The organism is Pseudomonas paralactis (assembly GCF_001439735.1).
In the GTDB taxonomy this organism is placed as follows: Bacteria; Pseudomonadota; Gammaproteobacteria; order Pseudomonadales; family Pseudomonadaceae; genus Aquipseudomonas; species Aquipseudomonas paralactis.
Window position 1 is genome coordinate 571,098 of sequence record NZ_JYLN01000004.1, and the last position, 17,916, is coordinate 589,013.

At 61.4% G+C, this 17,916-nt stretch carries 14 protein-coding genes; 1 reads left to right on the forward strand and 13 read right to left on the reverse strand.

The genetic code is table 11. The features are described from left to right. The first annotated feature begins 14 nt into the window (after nucleotides 1-14). Nucleotides 15-794, forward strand: coding sequence for a hypothetical protein (locus TX23_RS14010; protein WP_057702650.1), 780 nt, complete (start codon nucleotides 15-17; stop codon nucleotides 792-794). Here TX23_RS14010 and TX23_RS14015 read toward each other — a convergent pair. From TX23_RS14015 to TX23_RS14075, 13 genes are all read right to left on the reverse strand, one after another. Beyond that, complete coding sequence (locus TX23_RS14015) at nucleotides 791-1,387, reverse strand: MarC family protein (protein WP_003171467.1); 597 nt, start codon at nucleotides 1,385-1,387, stop codon at nucleotides 791-793. The genes TX23_RS14010 and TX23_RS14015 overlap by 4 nt on opposite strands. 161 nt (nucleotides 1,388-1,548) lie before the next feature. After that, nucleotides 1,549-4,323, reverse strand: coding sequence for a hybrid sensor histidine kinase/response regulator (locus tag TX23_RS14020; RefSeq protein ID WP_057702651.1), 2,775 nt, complete (start codon nucleotides 4,321-4,323; stop codon nucleotides 1,549-1,551). 115 nt (nucleotides 4,324-4,438) lie between these two features. Then, a complete protein-coding gene (gene purD, locus TX23_RS14025; protein ID WP_057702652.1) occupies nucleotides 4,439-5,731 on the reverse strand; it encodes a phosphoribosylamine--glycine ligase in 1,293 nt (430 codons plus the stop codon). 170 nt (nucleotides 5,732-5,901) lie between these two features. Further along, complete coding sequence (gene purH, locus TX23_RS14030; protein ID WP_034126415.1) at nucleotides 5,902-7,509, reverse strand: bifunctional phosphoribosylaminoimidazolecarboxamide formyltransferase/IMP cyclohydrolase; 1,608 nt, start codon at nucleotides 7,507-7,509, stop codon at nucleotides 5,902-5,904. Nucleotides 7,510-7,590: 81 nt separating this feature from the next. Further along, nucleotides 7,591-7,911: a DNA-binding transcriptional regulator Fis gene (gene fis / locus TX23_RS14035; protein WP_002555375.1), complete on the reverse strand. Its 321-nt coding sequence runs from the start codon at nucleotides 7,909-7,911 to the stop codon at nucleotides 7,591-7,593. Beyond that, nucleotides 7,908-8,921 carry a tRNA dihydrouridine synthase DusB gene (dusB, locus tag TX23_RS14040; RefSeq protein ID WP_032878112.1) on the reverse strand — a complete coding sequence of 338 codons (1,014 nt, stop codon included), beginning with the start codon at nucleotides 8,919-8,921 and terminating at the stop codon, nucleotides 7,908-7,910. Before dusB ends, fis begins: the two co-directional genes overlap by 4 nt. Before the next feature lie 185 nt (nucleotides 8,922-9,106). Beyond that, on the reverse strand, nucleotides 9,107-10,333 hold the full coding sequence (locus tag TX23_RS14045) for a DUF3426 domain-containing protein (protein WP_057702653.1): 1,227 nt from the start codon (nucleotides 10,331-10,333) through the stop codon (nucleotides 9,107-9,109). 30 nt (nucleotides 10,334-10,363) lie between these two features. After that, entirely contained in the window at nucleotides 10,364-11,242 is an 879-nt protein-coding gene (prmA, locus tag TX23_RS14050; protein WP_034134793.1) for a 50S ribosomal protein L11 methyltransferase, read from the reverse strand. Nucleotides 11,243-11,537: 295 nt separating this feature from the next. Then, complete coding sequence (gene accC, locus TX23_RS14055) at nucleotides 11,538-12,899, reverse strand: acetyl-CoA carboxylase biotin carboxylase subunit (protein WP_057702654.1); 1,362 nt, start codon at nucleotides 12,897-12,899, stop codon at nucleotides 11,538-11,540. 17 nt (nucleotides 12,900-12,916) lie between these two features. Then, nucleotides 12,917-13,381 (reverse strand): acetyl-CoA carboxylase biotin carboxyl carrier protein, encoded by a 465-nt coding sequence (gene accB, locus TX23_RS14060; protein WP_043049479.1) that lies wholly within the window; start codon nucleotides 13,379-13,381, stop codon nucleotides 12,917-12,919. Nucleotides 13,382-13,405: 24 nt separating this feature from the next. After that, nucleotides 13,406-13,861: a type II 3-dehydroquinate dehydratase gene (gene aroQ / locus TX23_RS14065; RefSeq protein WP_032878109.1), complete on the reverse strand. Its 456-nt coding sequence runs from the start codon at nucleotides 13,859-13,861 to the stop codon at nucleotides 13,406-13,408. Nucleotides 13,862-14,156: 295 nt separating this feature from the next. Beyond that, nucleotides 14,157-16,118 carry a methyl-accepting chemotaxis protein gene (locus TX23_RS14070; protein WP_057702655.1) on the reverse strand — a complete coding sequence of 654 codons (1,962 nt, stop codon included), beginning with the start codon at nucleotides 16,116-16,118 and terminating at the stop codon, nucleotides 14,157-14,159. Between the two features lie 53 nt (nucleotides 16,119-16,171). Further along, nucleotides 16,172-17,842: a response regulator gene (locus TX23_RS14075; RefSeq protein ID WP_057702656.1), complete on the reverse strand. Its 1,671-nt coding sequence runs from the start codon at nucleotides 17,840-17,842 to the stop codon at nucleotides 16,172-16,174. Between the last annotated feature and the right edge of the window lie 74 nt (nucleotides 17,843-17,916).

Below are 17,916 nucleotides of genomic sequence, written 5' to 3' on the forward strand. Positions count from 1 at the left end.
TGGAGAACTGAAAAATGGAGCGACATCACAGAAGGATCAACAGTACCAAACGGCGCAAACTGATCGCCGCCTACAAGTTGCCCGGGGCACCTGGAGCGCACGCGGCGTTACCTCTGGACACCGAAGACGACTGCAACGCGGCGGTGGTCAACAATGGGGTGCTTTCCTTCGCCGAGGGGCTGTCCGGGCTGAACCGCGAATACATTCGCAAGAGTTACCTGTTGGCCAGCAGTTACGTGAGCGATGTGCTGAAGGTGCATCGAGGCACCGAGGCGTGGTACGACGAATTTATCAAGGTCATGGTCAGCCTTGGCTGGCTGCCGGTGCGCAGCAGTTTCGAGCGGGTCTCACGCTCGGGCAAGGGGCTGACCGTGCAATTGGCTGCGCTGAATATCATCGGCGCGCTGCTGGGGTCGATGTCACTGTCGGGGCCGCTGGTGACCGCGCTGCCCAAACTGGCCGCCGATGCGCTGGAGGCATTGAAGCAGCAGCCGGCATCTTTCGATTTGTTCAAGCGCAACAGTACGGTGCAGGAAGGTGGTGATTTTGGCGTGGCGTCCTGTGCCCAAACCAATGGCGAAGTGATGATGGTGCTGGTGACCTACAGCAGCCACGGTGTGAGCAAACAGGTGGGAGTGCCGTTTCTTGAATGGGATAGCTCATCGTTGGAGGCTTTCAGCGGGCAAACCTGCCTGGTGCTGAACACCTCGGTGGTCAACGAAAAAACCATCCAGCTGATGCGCGAAAGCGCCGGTGACAAGGTGCAATTGGCGATTGCCAAATACCGGATCTAAGGCACCAGGTAGCCGCGAACTCCGGTAAAAATAATTTGCGCGGCCAGGGCGCACACAAACAGGCCCATCAACCGGCTGACAATCTGCAAACCCTGGTCGCCGAGAATCCGTTCGATACGGTTGGACAGGTACAGCACCACACCCACGGTGAGGCTGGCCAAGGCGATGCTGAGGATGGCGGTGAGCTTGTCGTCCCAGTGGGGCTGGCTCACGCCCATCACCAGCAGTGCGCCGATAGTGCCGGGGCCGACGGTGAGCGGGATGGTCAGCGGTACGATGGTCACGTCCTGCTGCACGTTGTCGGTCTGCACCGCCGACTTGCCCTGAGCCATGCCCAATGCGGAGATAAACAACACGCTGCCGGCGCCGATACGGAACGCATCCACGGTAATGCCGAACACGCTGAAAATTACCCGGCCGAACAGGTAGAGCAACACACTCGATACCAGGGTCGCCAGTGCAACCTTCCAGGCCAGGCGCCGACGCTCCTTGCTGGAATAACCACGGGTCAGGCTGATAAAGCAGGACAGCACAAAGAACGGGCTGTAGAGCACCAGCATCTTCAGGTAAACGCTGAATAACACATGGAGCATGGGGGCGGCTCGCGGGCGGAGAAAGTGTGGAGGAGTCTATCCGACACAGATCAAATGTGGGAGCTGGCTTGCCTGCGATAGCAGTGGGTCAGTTAATACATCAGTGACTGATACATCGCTATCGCAGGCAAGCCAGCTCCCACAGGGGATGGTATTTCAAGTCAGGAAAGGGTGCTGTGCTCAGGGCGTTGCTGGCGTTGCACCACCCAGTAATCCACCAGCTCACGCAACTGTGACAGCTCCACCGGCTTGGCCATATGCCCGTCCATGCCGGCCTGGCGTGCGCGTTCCTTATGTTCCGAGAGAATGTGCGCCGTGAGCGCCACTACCGGCGTGCGTACGCGTTGGTGGCTGACTTCCCACGCGCGCAGTTGCTGGGTGGCGGAAAATCCGTCGAGGATTGGCATTTCACAATCCATCAGCACCAGATCATAGCGCTGGGCTTTCATCGCTTGCAGGGCTTCTTCGCCGTTGCTGGCGGTGTCCGGGTTGAGGTTGAGTTTGCCGAGCATCCCGCGAATCACTTTGGTGGAAATGCTGTTGTCTTCGGCCACCAGGATGCGGAAATCGCTCGGTACGGTTACCGCCACCGGTGCACTGGGTGCGGGGCGTGGAATAGCGGCGCCTTTGCTGCGCTGGGCCAATTCGTCGGCCAGGGTGGTCTTGAGCGTATAGCCGGCCACCGGTTTGGCGAGGATGCGCTTGATCCCGCAGTTGCGCGCGATGATCTTGCTCGGTGCGTTGCTGATACCGGTGAGCATGATCAGCAGGATGTCGTGATTCAGGCTCGGGTCTTCCTTGATCTTCGCCGCCAGTTGCATGCCGGTCATGCCGGGCATGTTCTGGTCCAACAGCACCACGTCGAAGTAATCACGCAGGTGCGCCTTGGTGCGCAGCAGCGCCAGGGCCTCCTTGCCGGACGGTACGGCGCTGACGTTCAGGCCCCAGGCCGAACATTGCTGCACCAGTACTTTGCGGCAGGTGTCGTTGTCGTCCACCACCAGCACGCGGGCGTCCTTGAGCGGGCCGTCGAGGTCCGACGTCGGGTGTTCCAGGCGTTCCGGATCCAGCGGCAGGGTCAGCCACAGGGTACTGCCCTGATGACTGCCGCTCTTGATGCCGAACTCGCCGTTCATCAGCAGGATCAACTGGCGGGCAATGACCAGGCCCAGGTTACCGCTCAAGCGTGTCGCCGAGAGGAAGTTCTTGCTGTGCAGTTCGCTGTGCAGCAGCGCGTCGCGTTCGGCCGCTTCCATCGGCACGCCGCTGTCCTGCACGGCAATGCGCAGGCGTGGCTTGCTGCTGCGCTCGTCCAGGGCCACGACGATCAGCACTTCGCCTTCATCGGTCTTGTGCAAGGCGTTTTCCAGCAGGCTCAACAGCGCCTGGCGCAGGCGCGTCGGGTCGCCGCTGATCACGCGCGGCACCTGGGGCTGGATAAAGCTGATCAGCTCGACATTCTGCTGCTCGGCCTTGGCGCGGAAGATACTCAGGCAGTCGTCGATCAACGCGTTGAGGTCGAACTGCACATCATCCAGTTCGATCTGCCCGGACTCCAGCTTGGATATGTCGAGAATCTCGTTGATCAGGGTGAGCAGTTCGTTGCCGGCGCTGTGGATGGTCTGCACGTAGTCGCGTTGCTTCACCGAGAGTGGCGTACCCAATAGCAATTCGGTCATGCCCAGCACGCCGTTCATCGGCGTGCGAATTTCATGGCTGATCTTCGCCAGGAACTCGGCCTTGGCGGCGATTTCGGCGTTGCTGGCCGCCAGGTCGCGGCTCAGGCTGAAGCGGGTTTCGACAATCGCCCGCTGACGTTCGCCCAGGGCCAGGCTCATCAGCAGGCCGCTGAGGCAGATGAAACTCAGCAGCGTGACGATCAGACCCTGCGGCGCCACCAGGGTGAGGCCGAGCAGGGCGGGAAGAATGATCAGCGTGCCGATGTTGAACACCACCATCGCCGCGACGAACAGGCGCGCCGGGCGATAGCCTTTTTGCCAGTGGTAGGCCGAGACAAACAACATGCTCAGGCCGGCCAGCGCCACCAGGGCGTAGGTGATGATGTTCAGCGGCAGGGTATTGACGAACAACAACAGCAGGCCGCAGAGCACGATCAGCAGGATGTCGGCCATCAACACCTTGTTCAGCGGGTGCGGGCCCAGGGGCATGAAGAAGCGGTAGGCAAACATCAACCCGCAGGGTGCGGTCAGCAACAGGGCGAGGTAGGCGCCAGGGGTCTGGATCGCGTGCCAGTTCGGCAGCCATGGCCCCACCAGGTTGAGCAACAGCGCCAGGCTGAGCATCAACAGCAATTCACAGGCGGCCAGCCAAAGGCTGCTGCGCGAGCGGTGGTAGGCGAAGCGCGTGAGGTTGTGCAGGATCAGCATCAGCAGCACGCCGAACAGCAGGCCGTAAATCAGCGTCTGGTTCTGGTTGGCGGCGGCCAGTACCGCAGGTTCCAGGGTGATATAGGGGCGCAGCTCGTGTTCCGAGACCAGGCGCAGGTACACTTCCAGAGGCCGCGTGCTCTGGGGCATCGGCAGCATGAAATCGCTGCTGGGTAACGGGCGTTCAGCCTGGGGTTGGCGCGTGCCGGTGGTTTGTTGCTCCACCAGGGTATCGCCGTCCAGGACATACAGGCTCAGGTTGGAAAGATCCGGGGCGAACACCCGCAGCACTTGTTCGTGCTTGCCGGGCTGCAGCCTGAAGCGCACCCACAACGCACCGTCCGGCTGCGCGGCAGTGATCCGGTCCAGTTCGATGGGGCTGAATTGATTGGTGTAGCGGGCGGAACGGATGTCGCTCAGTTGCAGGTCGGCCTGTTCATCAAGCAATACCGCCCAACCACTGCCTTGCGCGGCGGCCTGGGCCGGGAGCAGGCAGAGCAGGGTCAGCAAGCTGACTGTGAAACCTATGGCGATCCTGAGCCAGCGCACGGCGAAATCCCTTCGTAGGTTGATGCACGGGTTAACTATGCGCGGGGCGACATGGGTACGGCAAGGGCCAAAGGCCCTTACCTAACCGAACGGATAGCTACTGCAAGTGTAGCTCTCAGCTGTTCTCACCGCGTTCACGGGCAATGGCGCGGTAGCCGATGTCGGTGCGGTAGAAGCAACCGTTCCAGTCGATTTTCGCAGCCAGCTTGTACGCCTGCTGTTGGGCGGCATCGACACTGGCACCCATTGCGGTGGCGCACAACACACGGCCACCTGCGGTTACAACTTTGCCGTCCTTGAGCGCGGTGCCTGCGTGGAACACCTTGCCTTCCAGCGTGGCGGCGGCGTCCAGACCTTCAATCACATCGCCCTTGGCGTAATCGGCAGGGTAACCACCGGCCGCCAGCACGATGCCGACGCTCGGGCGTGGGTCCCACTGCGCTTCGACCTTATCCAGCGCTTGGGCCAGTGCCGCTTCCACCAGCAGCACCAGGCTCGATTGCAGGCGCAGCATCACCGGTTGTGTTTCCGGATCGCCGAAACGGCAGTTGAACTCGATGACTTTCGGGTTACCGGCTTTGTCGATCATCAGGCCGGCGTAGAGGAAACCGGTGTAGACGTTGCCTTCGTCGGCCATGCCGCGCACGGTCGGCCAGATCACCAGGTCCATGACACGCTGATGCACATCGCTGGTGACCACTGGCGCCGGGGAGTAAGCCCCCATGCCGCCGGTGTTCGGGCCGCTGTCGCCATTGCCGACACGCTTGTGGTCCTGGCTGGTGGCCATGGGCAGTACGTTCTTGCCGTCGACCATCACGATAAAGCTGGCTTCTTCGCCGTCGAGGAACTCCTCGATAACCACGCGCGAACCGGCGTCACCAAAGGCATTGCCGGCGAGCATGTCGCGCACGGCGTCTTCGGCTTCCTGCAGGGTCATGGCGACGATCACGCCTTTACCGGCCGCCAGGCCGTCGGCCTTGATCACGATGGGTGCGCCTTTTTCACGCAGGTAAGCCAGGGCCGGCTCGATCTCGGTGAAGTTCTGGTAGTCGGCGGTCGGGATCTTGTGGCGTGCCAGGAAGTCCTTGGTGAAGGCTTTCGAGCCTTCCAGCTGGGCGGCGCCCGCGGTCGGGCCGAAGCAATCCAGGCCACGGCTGCGGAACAGATCCACAACACCTGCTACCAGTGGCACTTCCGGGCCGACGATGGTCAGGGAAACGTTCTTCTCGGCAAAATCTGCCAGTTGCTCCAGGGCCAGCACGTCGATGGCGACGTTTTCGCACTTGGCTTCGATGGCGGTACCGGCGTTGCCGGGGGCCACGAAGACTTTCTGCACGCGTGGGTCCTGGGCTACTTTCCAGGCCAGGGCGTGTTCACGGCCACCGCTGCCAATGATCAAAACATTCATTTCAAAAACCTCGGATGGAGCAAATTCGTGGGGGCACTGTTGGCTGTTTTTCTGTGGGAGCTGGCTAGCCTGCGATGCGGGCACCTCGGTGTGTCAGTTGCACCGAGGTGATGCCATCGCAGGCAAGCCAGCTCCCACATGAAGCCGGTGCCCGCTTGAGATCAAATCAATCAGTGGCGGAAGTGGCGCATACCGGTGAACACCATGGCGATGCCGGCTTCATCAGCGGCGGCAATCACTTCTGCATCACGCATCGAGCCACCCGGTTGGATCACGGCAGTCACACCGGCTTTCGCGGCGTTATCCAGGCCATCACGGAACGGGAAGAACGCATCGGAAGCCATCACCGAACCCACCACCTGCAAACCGGCGTGCTCTGCCTTGATCGCGGCGATACGCGCCGAGTTCACACGGCTCATCTGGCCGGCGCCGACACCGATGGTCTGGCGGTTCTTGGCGTAGACGATGGCGTTGGATTTAACGTACTTGGCCACTTTCCAGGCGAAGATCAAGTCGTTGATCTCTTGCTCGGTCGGTGCGCGCTTGGTCACCACTTTCAAGTCGTCGCTGCCGATCATGCCGATGTCGCGGCTCTGTACCAGCAAGCCGCCGTTGACGCGCTTGTAGTCCCAGGCAGCGGCGCGGTCGGCCGACCACTCGCCGCAGGCCAGCAGGCGCACGTTGGCTTTGGCGGCGACAATGGCGCGGGCCTCTTCGCTGACGCTTGGGGCGATGATGACTTCGACGAACTGACGCTCGACGATGGCCTTGGCGGTCTCGGCGTCCAGCTCGCGGTTGAAGGCAATGATGCCGCCGAACGCGGATTCGGTGTCGGTGGCGTAGGCCAGTTCGTAGGCCTGGCGGATACCGCCTTCAGCGTCCGGGCTCACGGCCACGCCGCACGGGTTGGCGTGCTTGACGATTACGCAGGCCGGTTTGACGAAGCTCTTCACGCATTCCAGCGCGGCGTCGGTATCGGCCACGTTGTTGTAGGAAAGTTCTTTGCCTTGCAGTTGGGTCGCGGTGGCAATGCCCACTTCGGCAGGCTTGGCTTCCACGTAGAACGCCGCGCTCTGGTGCGGGTTCTCGCCGTAGCGCATTTCCTGGGCCTTGATGAACTGGCTGTTGAACGTGCGCGGGAACTGGCTGCGGCCTTCGGTGCTGAGGGTGTCAGCCGCCTGGTTCACGGTGCCCATGTAGTTGGCGATCATGCCGTCGTAGGCGGCGGTGTGTTCGAACGCCTTGAGCATCAGGTCGAAACGCTGGGCGTAGGTCAGGCCACCGGCTTTCAGGTTTTCCAGCACGTTGGCGTAGTCGCTGGCGTTGACCACGATGGCCACATCTTTGTGGTTCTTGGCCGCCGAGCGCACCATGGTCGGGCCGCCGATATCGATGTTTTCGATGGCGGTCGGCAGGTCGCAGCCTGGCTTGTTGATGGTGGCTTCGAACGGGTAAAGGTTAACGGCCACCAGGTCGATCGGCTTGATGCCGTGCTCGGTCATGATGGCGTCGTCGATACCGCGACGGCCGAGGATACCGCCGTGGATTTTCGGGTGCAGGGTCTTGACTCGACCGTCCATCATTTCTGCGAAGCCGGTGTAGTCCGCGACTTCTACTGCGGCCACGCCGTTGTCCTGCAGCAGTTTGAAAGTCCCGCCCGTGGAGAGGATTTCCACACCCAGGGCTTCCAGCTCCCGGGCAAATTCGAGGATCCCGGTCTTGTCGGAAACACTGATCAAGGCGCGGCGGATCGGCAGGCGGGTAGTCTGGTCGGTCATTTCAATTTCCATCAAAAGCAAAGGAGTCAGCAAAAAAGGCGACCGGTTTTACGCGGGCGCCTTTCTGGTTTGATTGAATGCTTACAGCAAATCGTACTGCTTGAGCTTTTTGCGCAAGGTGCCACGGTTCAGGCCCAGCAGCTCACTGGCTTTGGTCTGATTGCCCTTGACGTAGTTCATCACGCTTTCGAGCAAGGGCGCCTCGACTTCGGAGAGCACCAGGTTGTACACGTCCGTGACGGAAGCACCCTCAAGGTGGGCGAAATAATTGTGCAGCGCTTTCTCGACACTCCCGCGAAGGGTCTGGCCTTCTTCGCTGGGCGTGTTGAGGTGCTGTTTCAAATTGACGTTGTCGCTCACGGGTGTTGTTCCACTCACTAAAGTCTCGGTCATCATCGTCATGCGGCCACCCCTTTTCCATCCCCTGTTCCCAGGCTCTTGTCACGTTCGGCGAAGAACTCACGAACGGTGGCGACCTGTGCCTGCGTTTCATCCAAACGATTGAACTGAGCGCGAAATTCCTTGGCGCCCGGCAAGGTGGCGAGATACCAGCCGACATGCTTGCGAGCAATGCGTACGCCCATCACATCCCCATAGAAGGCGTGCAGGGCGGCCAGATGCTCAAGCAGAATACGTTCCACTTCGACCAGCTCCGGCGCCGGCAAGACTTCACCGGTGCGCAGGAAATGCTCGATCTCGCGAAAAATCCATGGTCGCCCCTGGGCGGCCCGGCCAATCAACAATCCGTCGGCACCGGTTGCGTGCAGCACGCGCCGGGCTTTCTCGGCGCAGTCGATGTCGCCATTGGCAAATACCGGCATCGACACAGCCTGCTTGATCGCGGCAATGGTGTCGTACTCGGCTTCACCGGTATAAAGGTCGGCGCGGGTGCGGCCATGCACCGCCAGCGCTGTAATCCCGGCCTGTTCAGCGATCTTTGCCACTGTGAGGCCATTTTTGTTGTCCCGGTCCCAACCGGTACGAATCTTCAGGGTCACCGGCACATCGACTGCGCCAACCACGGCCTGCAGGATCTCGGCGACCAACTGCTCATCTTTCAACAGGGCGGAACCGGCGGCCTTGTTGCAGACCTTCTTGGCCGGGCAGCCCATGTTGATATCGATGATCTGCGCACCCAGCTCAACATTGGCCCGGGCCGCATCCGCCAGCATCTGCGCATCACCCCCGGCGATCTGTACCGAGCGTGGCTCGGGATCACCTTCGTGGATCATGCGCATCCGCGATTTGCGGGTGTTCCACAAACTCATGTCGCTGGTAACCATTTCAGAGACTACTAGACCCGCGCCCAAACGCTTGCACAGCTGACGAAAGGGCTGATCGGTGACACCCGCCATCGGGGCGAGGATCAAGCCGTTCTGCAATGTATATGGGCCGATGCGTACCGCCGACATAGGACTTCCCTGTTGTGGGGCCGGATCATTAGAGTTCGAAAAAGGGTTGGCATGATACCCGCTCTCGATGACGGGTTAAAGGCTGAATTGGATAAAATCTGAACAGTTATTTTTTTATCGCCAGCGGTTTGGTTGACGTCGGTCAAGTCAATAATCCGCCGTCAAACCTCTTCGGGCGTGCCGTTTCACTCGGGCGAGTGGAAGCTCAGGCTGTAGTTCACGGCTTTGTTGCCGGGATCAAGGATGTCCAGGGAAATGTGGATCGGTGTCTGCGAGGGCATTTCGCTGACCCCGGCCAACTCGCCGCTCAGATATTCGGCGGGTTTGAAGCGACGACTGGCGATCAGGCTGCCATTCAAATCCGCAAAACGCAGTTCCAGCAGCGGAAACGGCTGGGAAAAGGTCGCACGGTTATAGAGGATCGCATCGACCACCAGCGCACCGGCGAACTCCGGATGGCTGCGTACCACCAGGTTACTGCTCTTTATATGGGCGATGTCGACCCGCGATGGCACGGTGCAGCCCACTTTTGGGCACAGCTGCTGGAACCATGGGCGGTAGGCGTCCTGGCGGGCCAGTTCGTCGAATTGGTAGGCGATGTACTGGCCTGCCAGGCCAGCGGCGGCGATCAGGACCAGCAGGATCCAGATCAGGCGGCGGCCCCAGCCTGACGGACGTTTCTGTGCATAGAGGTGCAGCGGGTCGTCTTCCAGATCCTGGAGCATGGCGTCGTGGACGCTGGCCTCGGCGCGAGGGCGTTTGCCCCGTGGATGCGGGCGTTCATCGGCCTCTTCTGCCGCTGGGGTCAGGGGTGTGAAGGGCGGGTCAGGCTCGTCGTCATGCAGGGGCGAGAGCAGGGTGGGCTCGTCGTCGATGGCTTCGCTGTGCAGCGACATGGACGGTTCGGTGCGCTGCCGGGTATTGCTCGGTTCGGGCTCGTCCTCGTCGTCAGCTGCGCGCTCTTGCGCGGGTTCGCTGAACAGGCTGGCGGCCCACTTTTCTTCCTCGGCCTTGACCGTGTCGCGGCTGGCGCTGAGGGTGTCTTCCTTGTGTCGACGTTCGCTGCCGGGCTGCCGACGCTCTGCGCCCAGAGGTTGGGTGTGCTGAATCTCGCGGCGCTCAAGCTTGGCCAGTTCTTCGTCCAGGTCCAGGTTGTCCAGGTCCAGCTCCTGGGCTGTCCACTGTTTCTGGCTGATGGCTCGCGGGGGTTCAGGCGTTGGCTCGACCGCAGCGGGCCGTTCAGCTTCGGCTGCCAACACTTGGGCGCGTTGCTCCAGCAACTGGCGAGCGGCGTTGAACACTTGCAGGCAGGAGCCGCAGCGCACCACGCCACGGGCCACGCTCAATTGAGCGTGGTTGACGCGGAAACGGGCTTGGCAATGCGGGCACTGGGTGACGAAACTGTCGGTCATGCGGCCATCCGATTCAGACAAGCGCTCATTCTAGCGCCGACGACCGCTGATGCGTACCCAGCCATCACGGTTGGCGATCGGGTCCAGCTCGAAGTCCTTGGCGTAGGCCGCCGCCACGTCTTCACCTTGCTCGGCGAGGATGCCCGACAGCGCCAGGCGCCCACCCGGCTTGACCAGGCTCGACAATTGCGGTGCCAGCGACACCAACGGTCCGGCGAGGATATTGGCGACCAATACATCCGCTTGAACCTGGGGCAGGTCTTCAGGCAGATAGAGTGGGAATTTGCCTTCAGCAATGTTGTTGCGCCCGGCGTTATCGCGGGAAGCTTCCAGGGCCTGCACGTCGATGTCGGTGCCCACGGCCTCCTTGGCGCCCAGCAGCAGCGCGGCAATTGCCAGGATCCCCGAGCCGCAGCCGAAGTCCAGGACGTTGCTGTCGGTCAGGTCCTGGCCGTCCAGCCATTCCAGGCACAGAGCGGTGGTGGGGTGGGTGCCGGTGCCGAACGCCAGGCCCGGGTCCAGCAGCAGGTTGACGGCGTCTGGCTCAGGAGCAGCGTGCCAGCTTGGCACGATCCACAAGCGCTGGCCGAAGCGCATGGGCTGGAAGTTGTCCATCCAACTGCGCTCCCAGTCCTGGTCTTCGATCACTTCGCTGTGATGCTCGGGCAGCGGGCCGCCGGTGAGCAGTTCCATATGGGCCAGTACGGCGGCGGCATCGGTGCCGTCTTCAAACAGGGCCAGCAGGTGGGTGTGGGACCACAGCGGCGTGGTGTTGAGTTCCGGCTCGAAGATCGGCTGGTCTTCGGCGTCCATGAAGGTCACCGAGACAGCGCCCACTTCGAGGAAAGCGTCTTCGTAGGTTTCGGCTTGTTCTGGGCTGATGGCGAGACGGACTTGCAGCCAAGGCATGGCGGGCACCTTTGAAAAAAATGAATGTGCAGCGCGTAGGCCGCGAAAGCGCGCAAGTTTACGCGAGCGGCGGGCAGAAGACGACACCACTGACTGCACCCGGTCCAAATGTGTGGCTTGTGTGGGAGCCGGGCTTGCCCGCGATGCAGGCACCTAGGTTTTTCTGCCGGAACGAGGTGATGCCATCGCAGGCAAGCCAGCTCCCACACAAGCCAGCTCCCACTGGGTTTGGTGGTGTTTTTTGGGGCCCAGAAACAACAAAACCGCCCGAAGGCGGTTTTGTTGGGTGGAGCACTTACTGGTTGGCCAGCTTGTGTTCCAGGTAGTGAATGTTCACACCACCTTCGCAGAAGCCTTCATCGCGAACCAGGTCCCGATGCAGCGGGATGTTGGTCTTGATGCCGTCGACCACGATTTCATCCAGGGCGTTACGCATACGGGCCATGGCCTCGTCGCGGGTTGCGCCCCAGGTGATCAGCTTGCCGATCAGCGAGTCGTAGTTGGACGGAACCTTGTAGCCGCTGTACAGGTGCGAATCCACACGTACGCCGTTGCCGCCGGGCGCGTGGAAATGCTTGACCAGGCCAGGGCTTGGGATAAAGGTTTTCGGGTCTTCGGCGTTGATGCGGCACTCCAGAGAGTGGCCATGCATCTTCACGTCGTCCTGGGTGAACGACAGCACGTTACCGGCGGCGATGCTCAGCATCTCCTTGACGATATCGATACCGGTGACCATCTCCGATACCGGATGTTCTACCTGCACACGAGTGTTCATCTCGATGAAGTAGAAACGACCGTTCTCGTAGAGGAACTCAAAGGTACCGGCGCCACGGTAGTTGATGTCGATGCACGCCTTGACGCAGCGCGCCAGAACTTCCTGACGGGCTTTCTCGTCCAGGCCCGGAGCCGGGGCTTCTTCCAGCACCTTCTGGTGGCGACGTTGCAGCGAGCAATCGCGATCACCCAGGTGGATGGCGTGGCCCTGGCCGTCGGACAGCACCTGGACTTCCACGTGACGTGGGTTGGTCAGGTACTTCTCCAGGTAGACCATCGGGTTGCCGAACCAGGCGCCCGCTTCGGAGCGGGTCTGCTTGGCGGCTTCGATCAGGTCTTCTTCGTTGTGCACCACGCGCATGCCGCGACCACCACCGCCACCGGCGGCCTTGATGATCACTGGGTAGCCGACTTCGCGACCAATGCGCAGAGCGGTTTCCTCGTCTTCAGGCAGTGGGCCGTCGGAGCCTGGAACGGTTGGCACGCCGGCTGCGATCATGGCGTCCTTGGCCGACACCTTGTCGCCCATCAGGCGAATGGTTTCGGCTTTGGGGCCGATGAAGGCAAACCCGGATTTTTCCACCTGTTCGGCGAAATCGGCGTTTTCCGCAAGGAAGCCGTAGCCCGGGTGGATGCCATCAGCGCCGGTCACTTCAGCGGCAGCGATGATGTTCGAGACTTTCAGGTACGAGTTCGTGGCCAATGGCGGGCCGATGCAGATGCTTTCGTCCGCCAGTTTCACGTGCATCAATTCGGTATCGGCCGTCGAGTAAACAGCGACGGTCTTGATGCCCTCTTCCTTACAGGCGCGCAGGATACGCAGCGCGATCTCGCCGCGGTTGGCGATCAGGACTTTTTGCAGTTTCTTCGCAGGTTTCAACATCGAAGGCGCTCCGCGGTTCAAACGATGGTGAACAGCGGCTGGTCGTACTCAACCGGCTGACCGTTTTCTACCAGGATGGATTCAATGACGCCGGCTTTTTCAGCGGTGATGTGGTTCATCATCTTCATCGCTTCAACGATGCAGATGGTGTCGCCCACTTTCACGGTTTTGCCCACTTCAACGAAGGCTGGCGAGGTCGGTGCCGGGGTGCGGTAGAAGGTACCGACCATTGGCGACTTGACCACGAAACCGTTCAGCGCTGGTGCGGCCGGGGCAGCAGGGGCTGCGGCAACGGCTGGAGCGGCGGCAGGCGCGGCAGCGGCAGGGGCCGGTGCTTGCATCTGCGGTGCGTAGAACTGTTGAGCCGGGGTCTTGCTGTGACGGCTGATCCGTACGGACTCTTCGCCTTCCTTGATTTCCAGCTCGTCGATACCGGATTCTTCCAGCAGTTCGATCAGTTTCTTAACTTTACGGATATCCATGAATCATCAACTCCCAAGGGTCGGTCAGGGGCGTTTAGCCTGTTCTTCAACGTGTTCCAGGGCGGCCTCCAGGGCCAGTCGGTAACCGCTGGCGCCAAGGCCGCAGATCACTCCTACCGCTACATCGGAGAAGTAAGAGTGATGGCGGAAAGCTTCGCGTTTGTGCACGTTCGATAAATGCACTTCGATGAATGGGATGCTCACCGCCAGCAGCGCGTCACGTAATGCAACGCTTGTATGCGTAAAAGCGGCGGGATTGATCAGGATAAAGTCCACGCCTTCGTTACGCGCGGCATGGATGCGATCAATCAATTCATACTCGGCATTGCTTTGCAGGTAGAGCAAATGGTGGCCGGCTTCACGGGCCCGTCGTTCCAGGTCGAGGTTGATCTGGTCGAGGGTCACTGCCCCGTAGACGCCCGGTTCGCGGGTGCCAAGCAGGTTCAGATTGGGTCCGTGAAGAACCAGTAAGGTCGCCATCGGCTGTTCCTTGTTATTGGTGGGGTACGGCAGAACCCGGCGACTATGCCGCAAAGCCTTTGTGACTGTCCAGTTCTATGCAGTAGCCAGCACGATTAGCGAGGATTGCGCAAAGTATGTGACCAAGTGGCGTGGTCTGGTCATTGGCAGCACGATCCATAAAACACTGGAGGGCAAATGTGGGAGGGGGCTTGCCCCCGATAGCGGTGGATCAGCTACACATACTGAGCCTGACACACTGCTATCGGGGCAAGCCCCCTCCCATATTTTGATCTCCACAGTGTGATAGATCGTGCTAAACGCGGAAAGCCTGCACAGCTGTATTGAGCTGCCCACCCAGCACCAGCAAGTGTTCGCCCTGGCTACGGCCCTGGCCGATACGCAGCAGGTTGTCCTCACCTAACTGGTGAATCCGCTCACTGTTGTCGCGTATCTCGCTCACGGCTCCACTTTGTTGCGCGGTCACATCGGCAATGCGCACCGCAGTCTCGGAAATTGTCTGGATCGCGCCGACGATTTCATCCAGCGCACCATCTGCCGCCTGAGCCTGCTGGGCGGTGGCTTCGGCGTGTTCGACCTGGGCGCGCATGCCCTGCACCGATTGGTGGGCGGCGGTTTGCAGGCCAGCGATCAGGCCCTGGATTTCGGCAGTGGCGCCAGCGGTGCGCTGGGCCAGGGAACGTACTTCGTCGGCTACCACCGCGAAGCCGCGCCCGGCCTCACCGGCGCGAGCGGCTTCGATCGCAGCATTGAGGGCCAGCAGGTTGGTCTGGTCGGCAATCGAGCGAATCACGGTCAGCACGCCGCCGATGGTGGCGGACTCCTCGGCGAGTTTCTCGATCATCTGCGCATTTTGCTGCACTTCGCCCACCAGCGCGTGCAGCCCGGTCAGGCTCAGGCCGATTACGCGCTGGCCTTGTTCCACGGCCTGGCCGGCACTGCGACTGGCGCCGGCAGCCTGGCTGGCATCCCCGGCCACTTGCTGGATGGTGGCTTCCAGTTCACCCAGCGAATCACGGATCTGCGCGGTGTCGCCGGCCTGGCGCTCGGCGCCGTCGTGCAGGCCGCTGCTCAGTTCGGCGAGGGCGCGGCTGCTGCCGGCCACTTCTTCGGCATTCCCGCGAATGGTGCCCACCAGGTCCACCAGATAGGCGCGCAGGCGATTCAGGGAGGCTTCGATAGCGTGCAGTTCACGGTTGGTCTTGCCCAGGGCTATCGGTTGGCTGAAATTACCTTCGGCCCAGGTCGACAAGGCCGGTGCCAGGTTGGTCAGCACCCGCGCCAGGCGCCGCTGCAGCGTGTCGATCAGTAGCGCGATCAACAGGATCAGGCCGATCATCACGCCTTGCAGCACACGCACTTCGCCCTGGATCCTGGCGTGCTGTGCACGCACTACCGGCTCCAGGCCGGCGATAGCTTGCTGCACGCTGGCAATTTTCATTTGGGTGGCAGCGGCGAGGTCGGCGCGTTGCTGGATCTGTTCGCGGGTGCGCTGGAGTTCGGCGGGGTAGCGGGTCAACAGGCTGTTGAGCTCGCGCTTGAGGTCGACACCGCTATCCTGGGCTGTGGTTTTTTCGGTATTTTCCAGGCCCATCAGCGCGGAAAAATCATCAGCGCTGGATTCGGCGCTGGCCTTCACCCCAAGCAAGGGTAATTGCGCCAGCAGGTCGGCCTGGGTGCGGATATTGGCCATTTCGCGTTCCACCTCATCGGCCAGCTCGGCGCGGCCACTGCTCACCAGCTTGTCGCGGGCCAGGGACAGTTTGCCCAGATGCTGCGAAGCGGCCAGCAGCGCCGGCAGGTAGCGCGCGGCGTCCGCAGAGTTGACGGCGCTGGCGTACTGGCTCAGTTGCTCCAGGTTCGCCCCCAGTTCACGTTCGGCCTGCAATAACAGTGCTTGCGGGTCGCCGGCCAGCTTGCCGGCGGCCAGCAGGTCGGTCTTGCTGAAGGTTTCCAGGTCTGCGAGGCTGGGGCGCAGGGTTTGCGCCAACGCGTCCGGCAATTGCGCGACTTGCTGCAACAGGCTTTCCAGGCTCTGGCTGGCGCTGCTCAGGCGCAGGGCATCGCCGCTGGCCAGGTAGTCATCGATATTGCGTGCAGCCTGGTTTTGAAAGGCCTGGGACAGGCCCAGGTAGCGCTCCATCAGCAAATACGGACGCTCCAGCGCCCGTTGCGACCACCACAGCGTCGCCCCGAGGGCCAGGCATACGGCCACCAGCAGAAGGGTATTGAGATTGGTCAGCAGCTTGAGGCGCATGCGGGGTTTCAACCGACGGCAAAAGATAAGTGCCTGAAGTTATTGCGCTTGCGTTACAGAGTTATGACCGATTCGGTGGATTCCGGTGAAAAGATGGCACTTTGCTTTGATGTGCGCGCGGCTTGTACGCGGTTGCGCCCGGCGTCCTTGGCGCGGTACAGCGCTTCGTCAGCCTGGGCGGCCATCGTCAGGCTGTCGCAGCCGTCGCACAGCTCCACCAGGCCGGCGCTGAAGGTGCACCACAAATCCTGCGGTTGGGCGGGGTAGTGGATTTCGGCAAAGCGCCGCCGAATGTCGTCCAGCACCTGGCAGGCCGATTCCACATCGGTATCGGGCATCACGATGGCGAACTCTTCACCGCCATAGCGGCCGATGTAGTCGGTCTTGCGCAGGCGCTGCTTGAGAAACAGCGCCAGGCTTTTGATCACCCGGTCGCCCATGGGGTGGCCGTGGCTGTCATTGACGCGCTTGAAGTGGTCGATATCCAGCATCGCAAAGCTCAAGGGCTTGTTCTCGCGGCGAGCGCGAAAGCTGCAGTCTTCGAGCAATTGCAGGATATGCGTATGGTTGTACAGCCCGGTCAGGCTGTCGCGCACCATCCGCGCCTTCAAGTTGCGCGCACGCGCTGCGCGGTTGCGCACAGTGGTGATCAGGTGGCGCGGCTTGATCGGTTTGGTCAGGAAGTCATCGCCGCCTTCGCTCATCGCGTCCAGCTGTTTGTCCAGGTCGTCTTCGGCCGACAGGTAAATAATCGGCACGCTGACGTAGCGGTCGTTGTGGCGAATCACCTTGGCCAGTTCGGTGCCGGTACAGGCAGGCATATACATGTCGAGGATGATCAAGTCCGGCTGGAAGTCTGCCAGTTCGGCCATCGCCTGGATGGGTTCGATCAAGGTGCGCGTGATAATCCCCGCGCTGTTGAGCAGGCGCTCGGTGTGCAGCGCCTGGGCTCGCGAGTCGTCAATGATCAGTACTTTGTACGGTTCGTATTGGGCAACACAGGTCAGCACTTCGATCTTTTCCAGCAGGCTGGAGGCTTCCAGGGTGCCGGTCAGAAACTCTTCACCTCCGGCACGCACCGCGGCCAGGCGCGTCGGCGTGTCGGTTTCGTGCAGGCTGAAAAACAACAGCGGCAACTTTTGCTCCAGGCCCTCCTGGGCTTGCGCCGCGAGGGTGAGGCCCAGGCCGGGGCCGCAAAAGTCCACGTCCATCACAATCGCTGACGGCAGGCGCTCGGCCATGGCGGTGTTAAAAGCTGCGATGCTGTCCAGGGACTGGGCGCTCAGGCCAAAGAATTCCAGCTGCTTGGCCAGGCGCTCGGCGCGGTCGTGGTCAGCCAGCATCACGTAGATCGGCTTGCGCATCGGCGGCAGCAGGGTTTGCTCAAGCTGGTCACCCTGACGCAGCCCTGTGCGCGACAGGCGCTGCATCAGGCGGTTGAGTTCGGTGATCAGCTGGCTGCTCAGGCGACCACGGTTTTCGTCCACCGCCTGGAGGGTTTGCCCAATATGCTGGGCCAGTTGGCCGTGCTCGGGCTGTTCAAAACGCTCGGCAAAGCGCTGCAGGCGCAGGTTGGCTTCGCTGAGTTCGGAAAAGTCGGCGTTCGACCATTCGCCGCGTTGCAGGCGCTGCCAGATCTCAAGAATTTGACGTGCCTGATGAATTACCCGCTGGGCAAAATGCTGCTTGAGACGCTCGCGGCTGGGGTCTTCTGACTCGGTCATATCCTGACTACTGTGAGGGTGCATGCTGAGGTCGACTGATGGCTCTATGCTAGCACCTCTTTTCTGTCGCATGA

Excerpts from the sequence above, each read along its gene's own strand:
- TX23_RS14045 (WP_057702653.1), bottom strand. The coding sequence starts at position 10,333 with ATGACCGACAGTTTCGTCACCCAGTGCCCGCATTGCCAAGCCCGTTTC.
- aroQ (WP_032878109.1), bottom strand. The coding sequence starts at position 13,861 with ATGGCGACCTTACTGGTTCTTCACGGACCCAATCTGAACCTGCTTGGC.
- TX23_RS14070 (WP_057702655.1), bottom strand. The coding sequence starts at position 16,118 with ATGCGCCTCAAGCTGCTGACCAATCTCAATACCCTTCTGCTGGTGGCC.
- accC (WP_057702654.1), bottom strand. The coding sequence starts at position 12,899 with ATGTTGAAACCTGCGAAGAAACTGCAAAAAGTCCTGATCGCCAACCGC.
- TX23_RS14075 (WP_057702656.1), bottom strand. The coding sequence starts at position 17,842 with ATGACCGAGTCAGAAGACCCCAGCCGCGAGCGTCTCAAGCAGCATTTT.
- purH (WP_034126415.1), bottom strand. The coding sequence starts at position 7,509 with ATGACCGACCAGACTACCCGCCTGCCGATCCGCCGCGCCTTGATCAGT.
- purD (WP_057702652.1), bottom strand. The coding sequence starts at position 5,731 with ATGAATGTTTTGATCATTGGCAGCGGTGGCCGTGAACACGCCCTGGCC.
- fis (WP_002555375.1), bottom strand. The coding sequence starts at position 7,911 with ATGACGATGATGACCGAGACTTTAGTGAGTGGAACAACACCCGTGAGC.
- dusB (WP_032878112.1), bottom strand. The coding sequence starts at position 8,921 with ATGTCGGCGGTACGCATCGGCCCATATACATTGCAGAACGGCTTGATC.
- TX23_RS14015 (WP_003171467.1), bottom strand. The coding sequence starts at position 1,387 with ATGCTCCATGTGTTATTCAGCGTTTACCTGAAGATGCTGGTGCTCTAC.
- prmA (WP_034134793.1), bottom strand. The coding sequence starts at position 11,242 with ATGCCTTGGCTGCAAGTCCGTCTCGCCATCAGCCCAGAACAAGCCGAA.
- accB (WP_043049479.1), bottom strand. The coding sequence starts at position 13,381 with ATGGATATCCGTAAAGTTAAGAAACTGATCGAACTGCTGGAAGAATCC.
- TX23_RS14010 (WP_057702650.1), top strand. The coding sequence starts at position 15 with ATGGAGCGACATCACAGAAGGATCAACAGTACCAAACGGCGCAAACTG.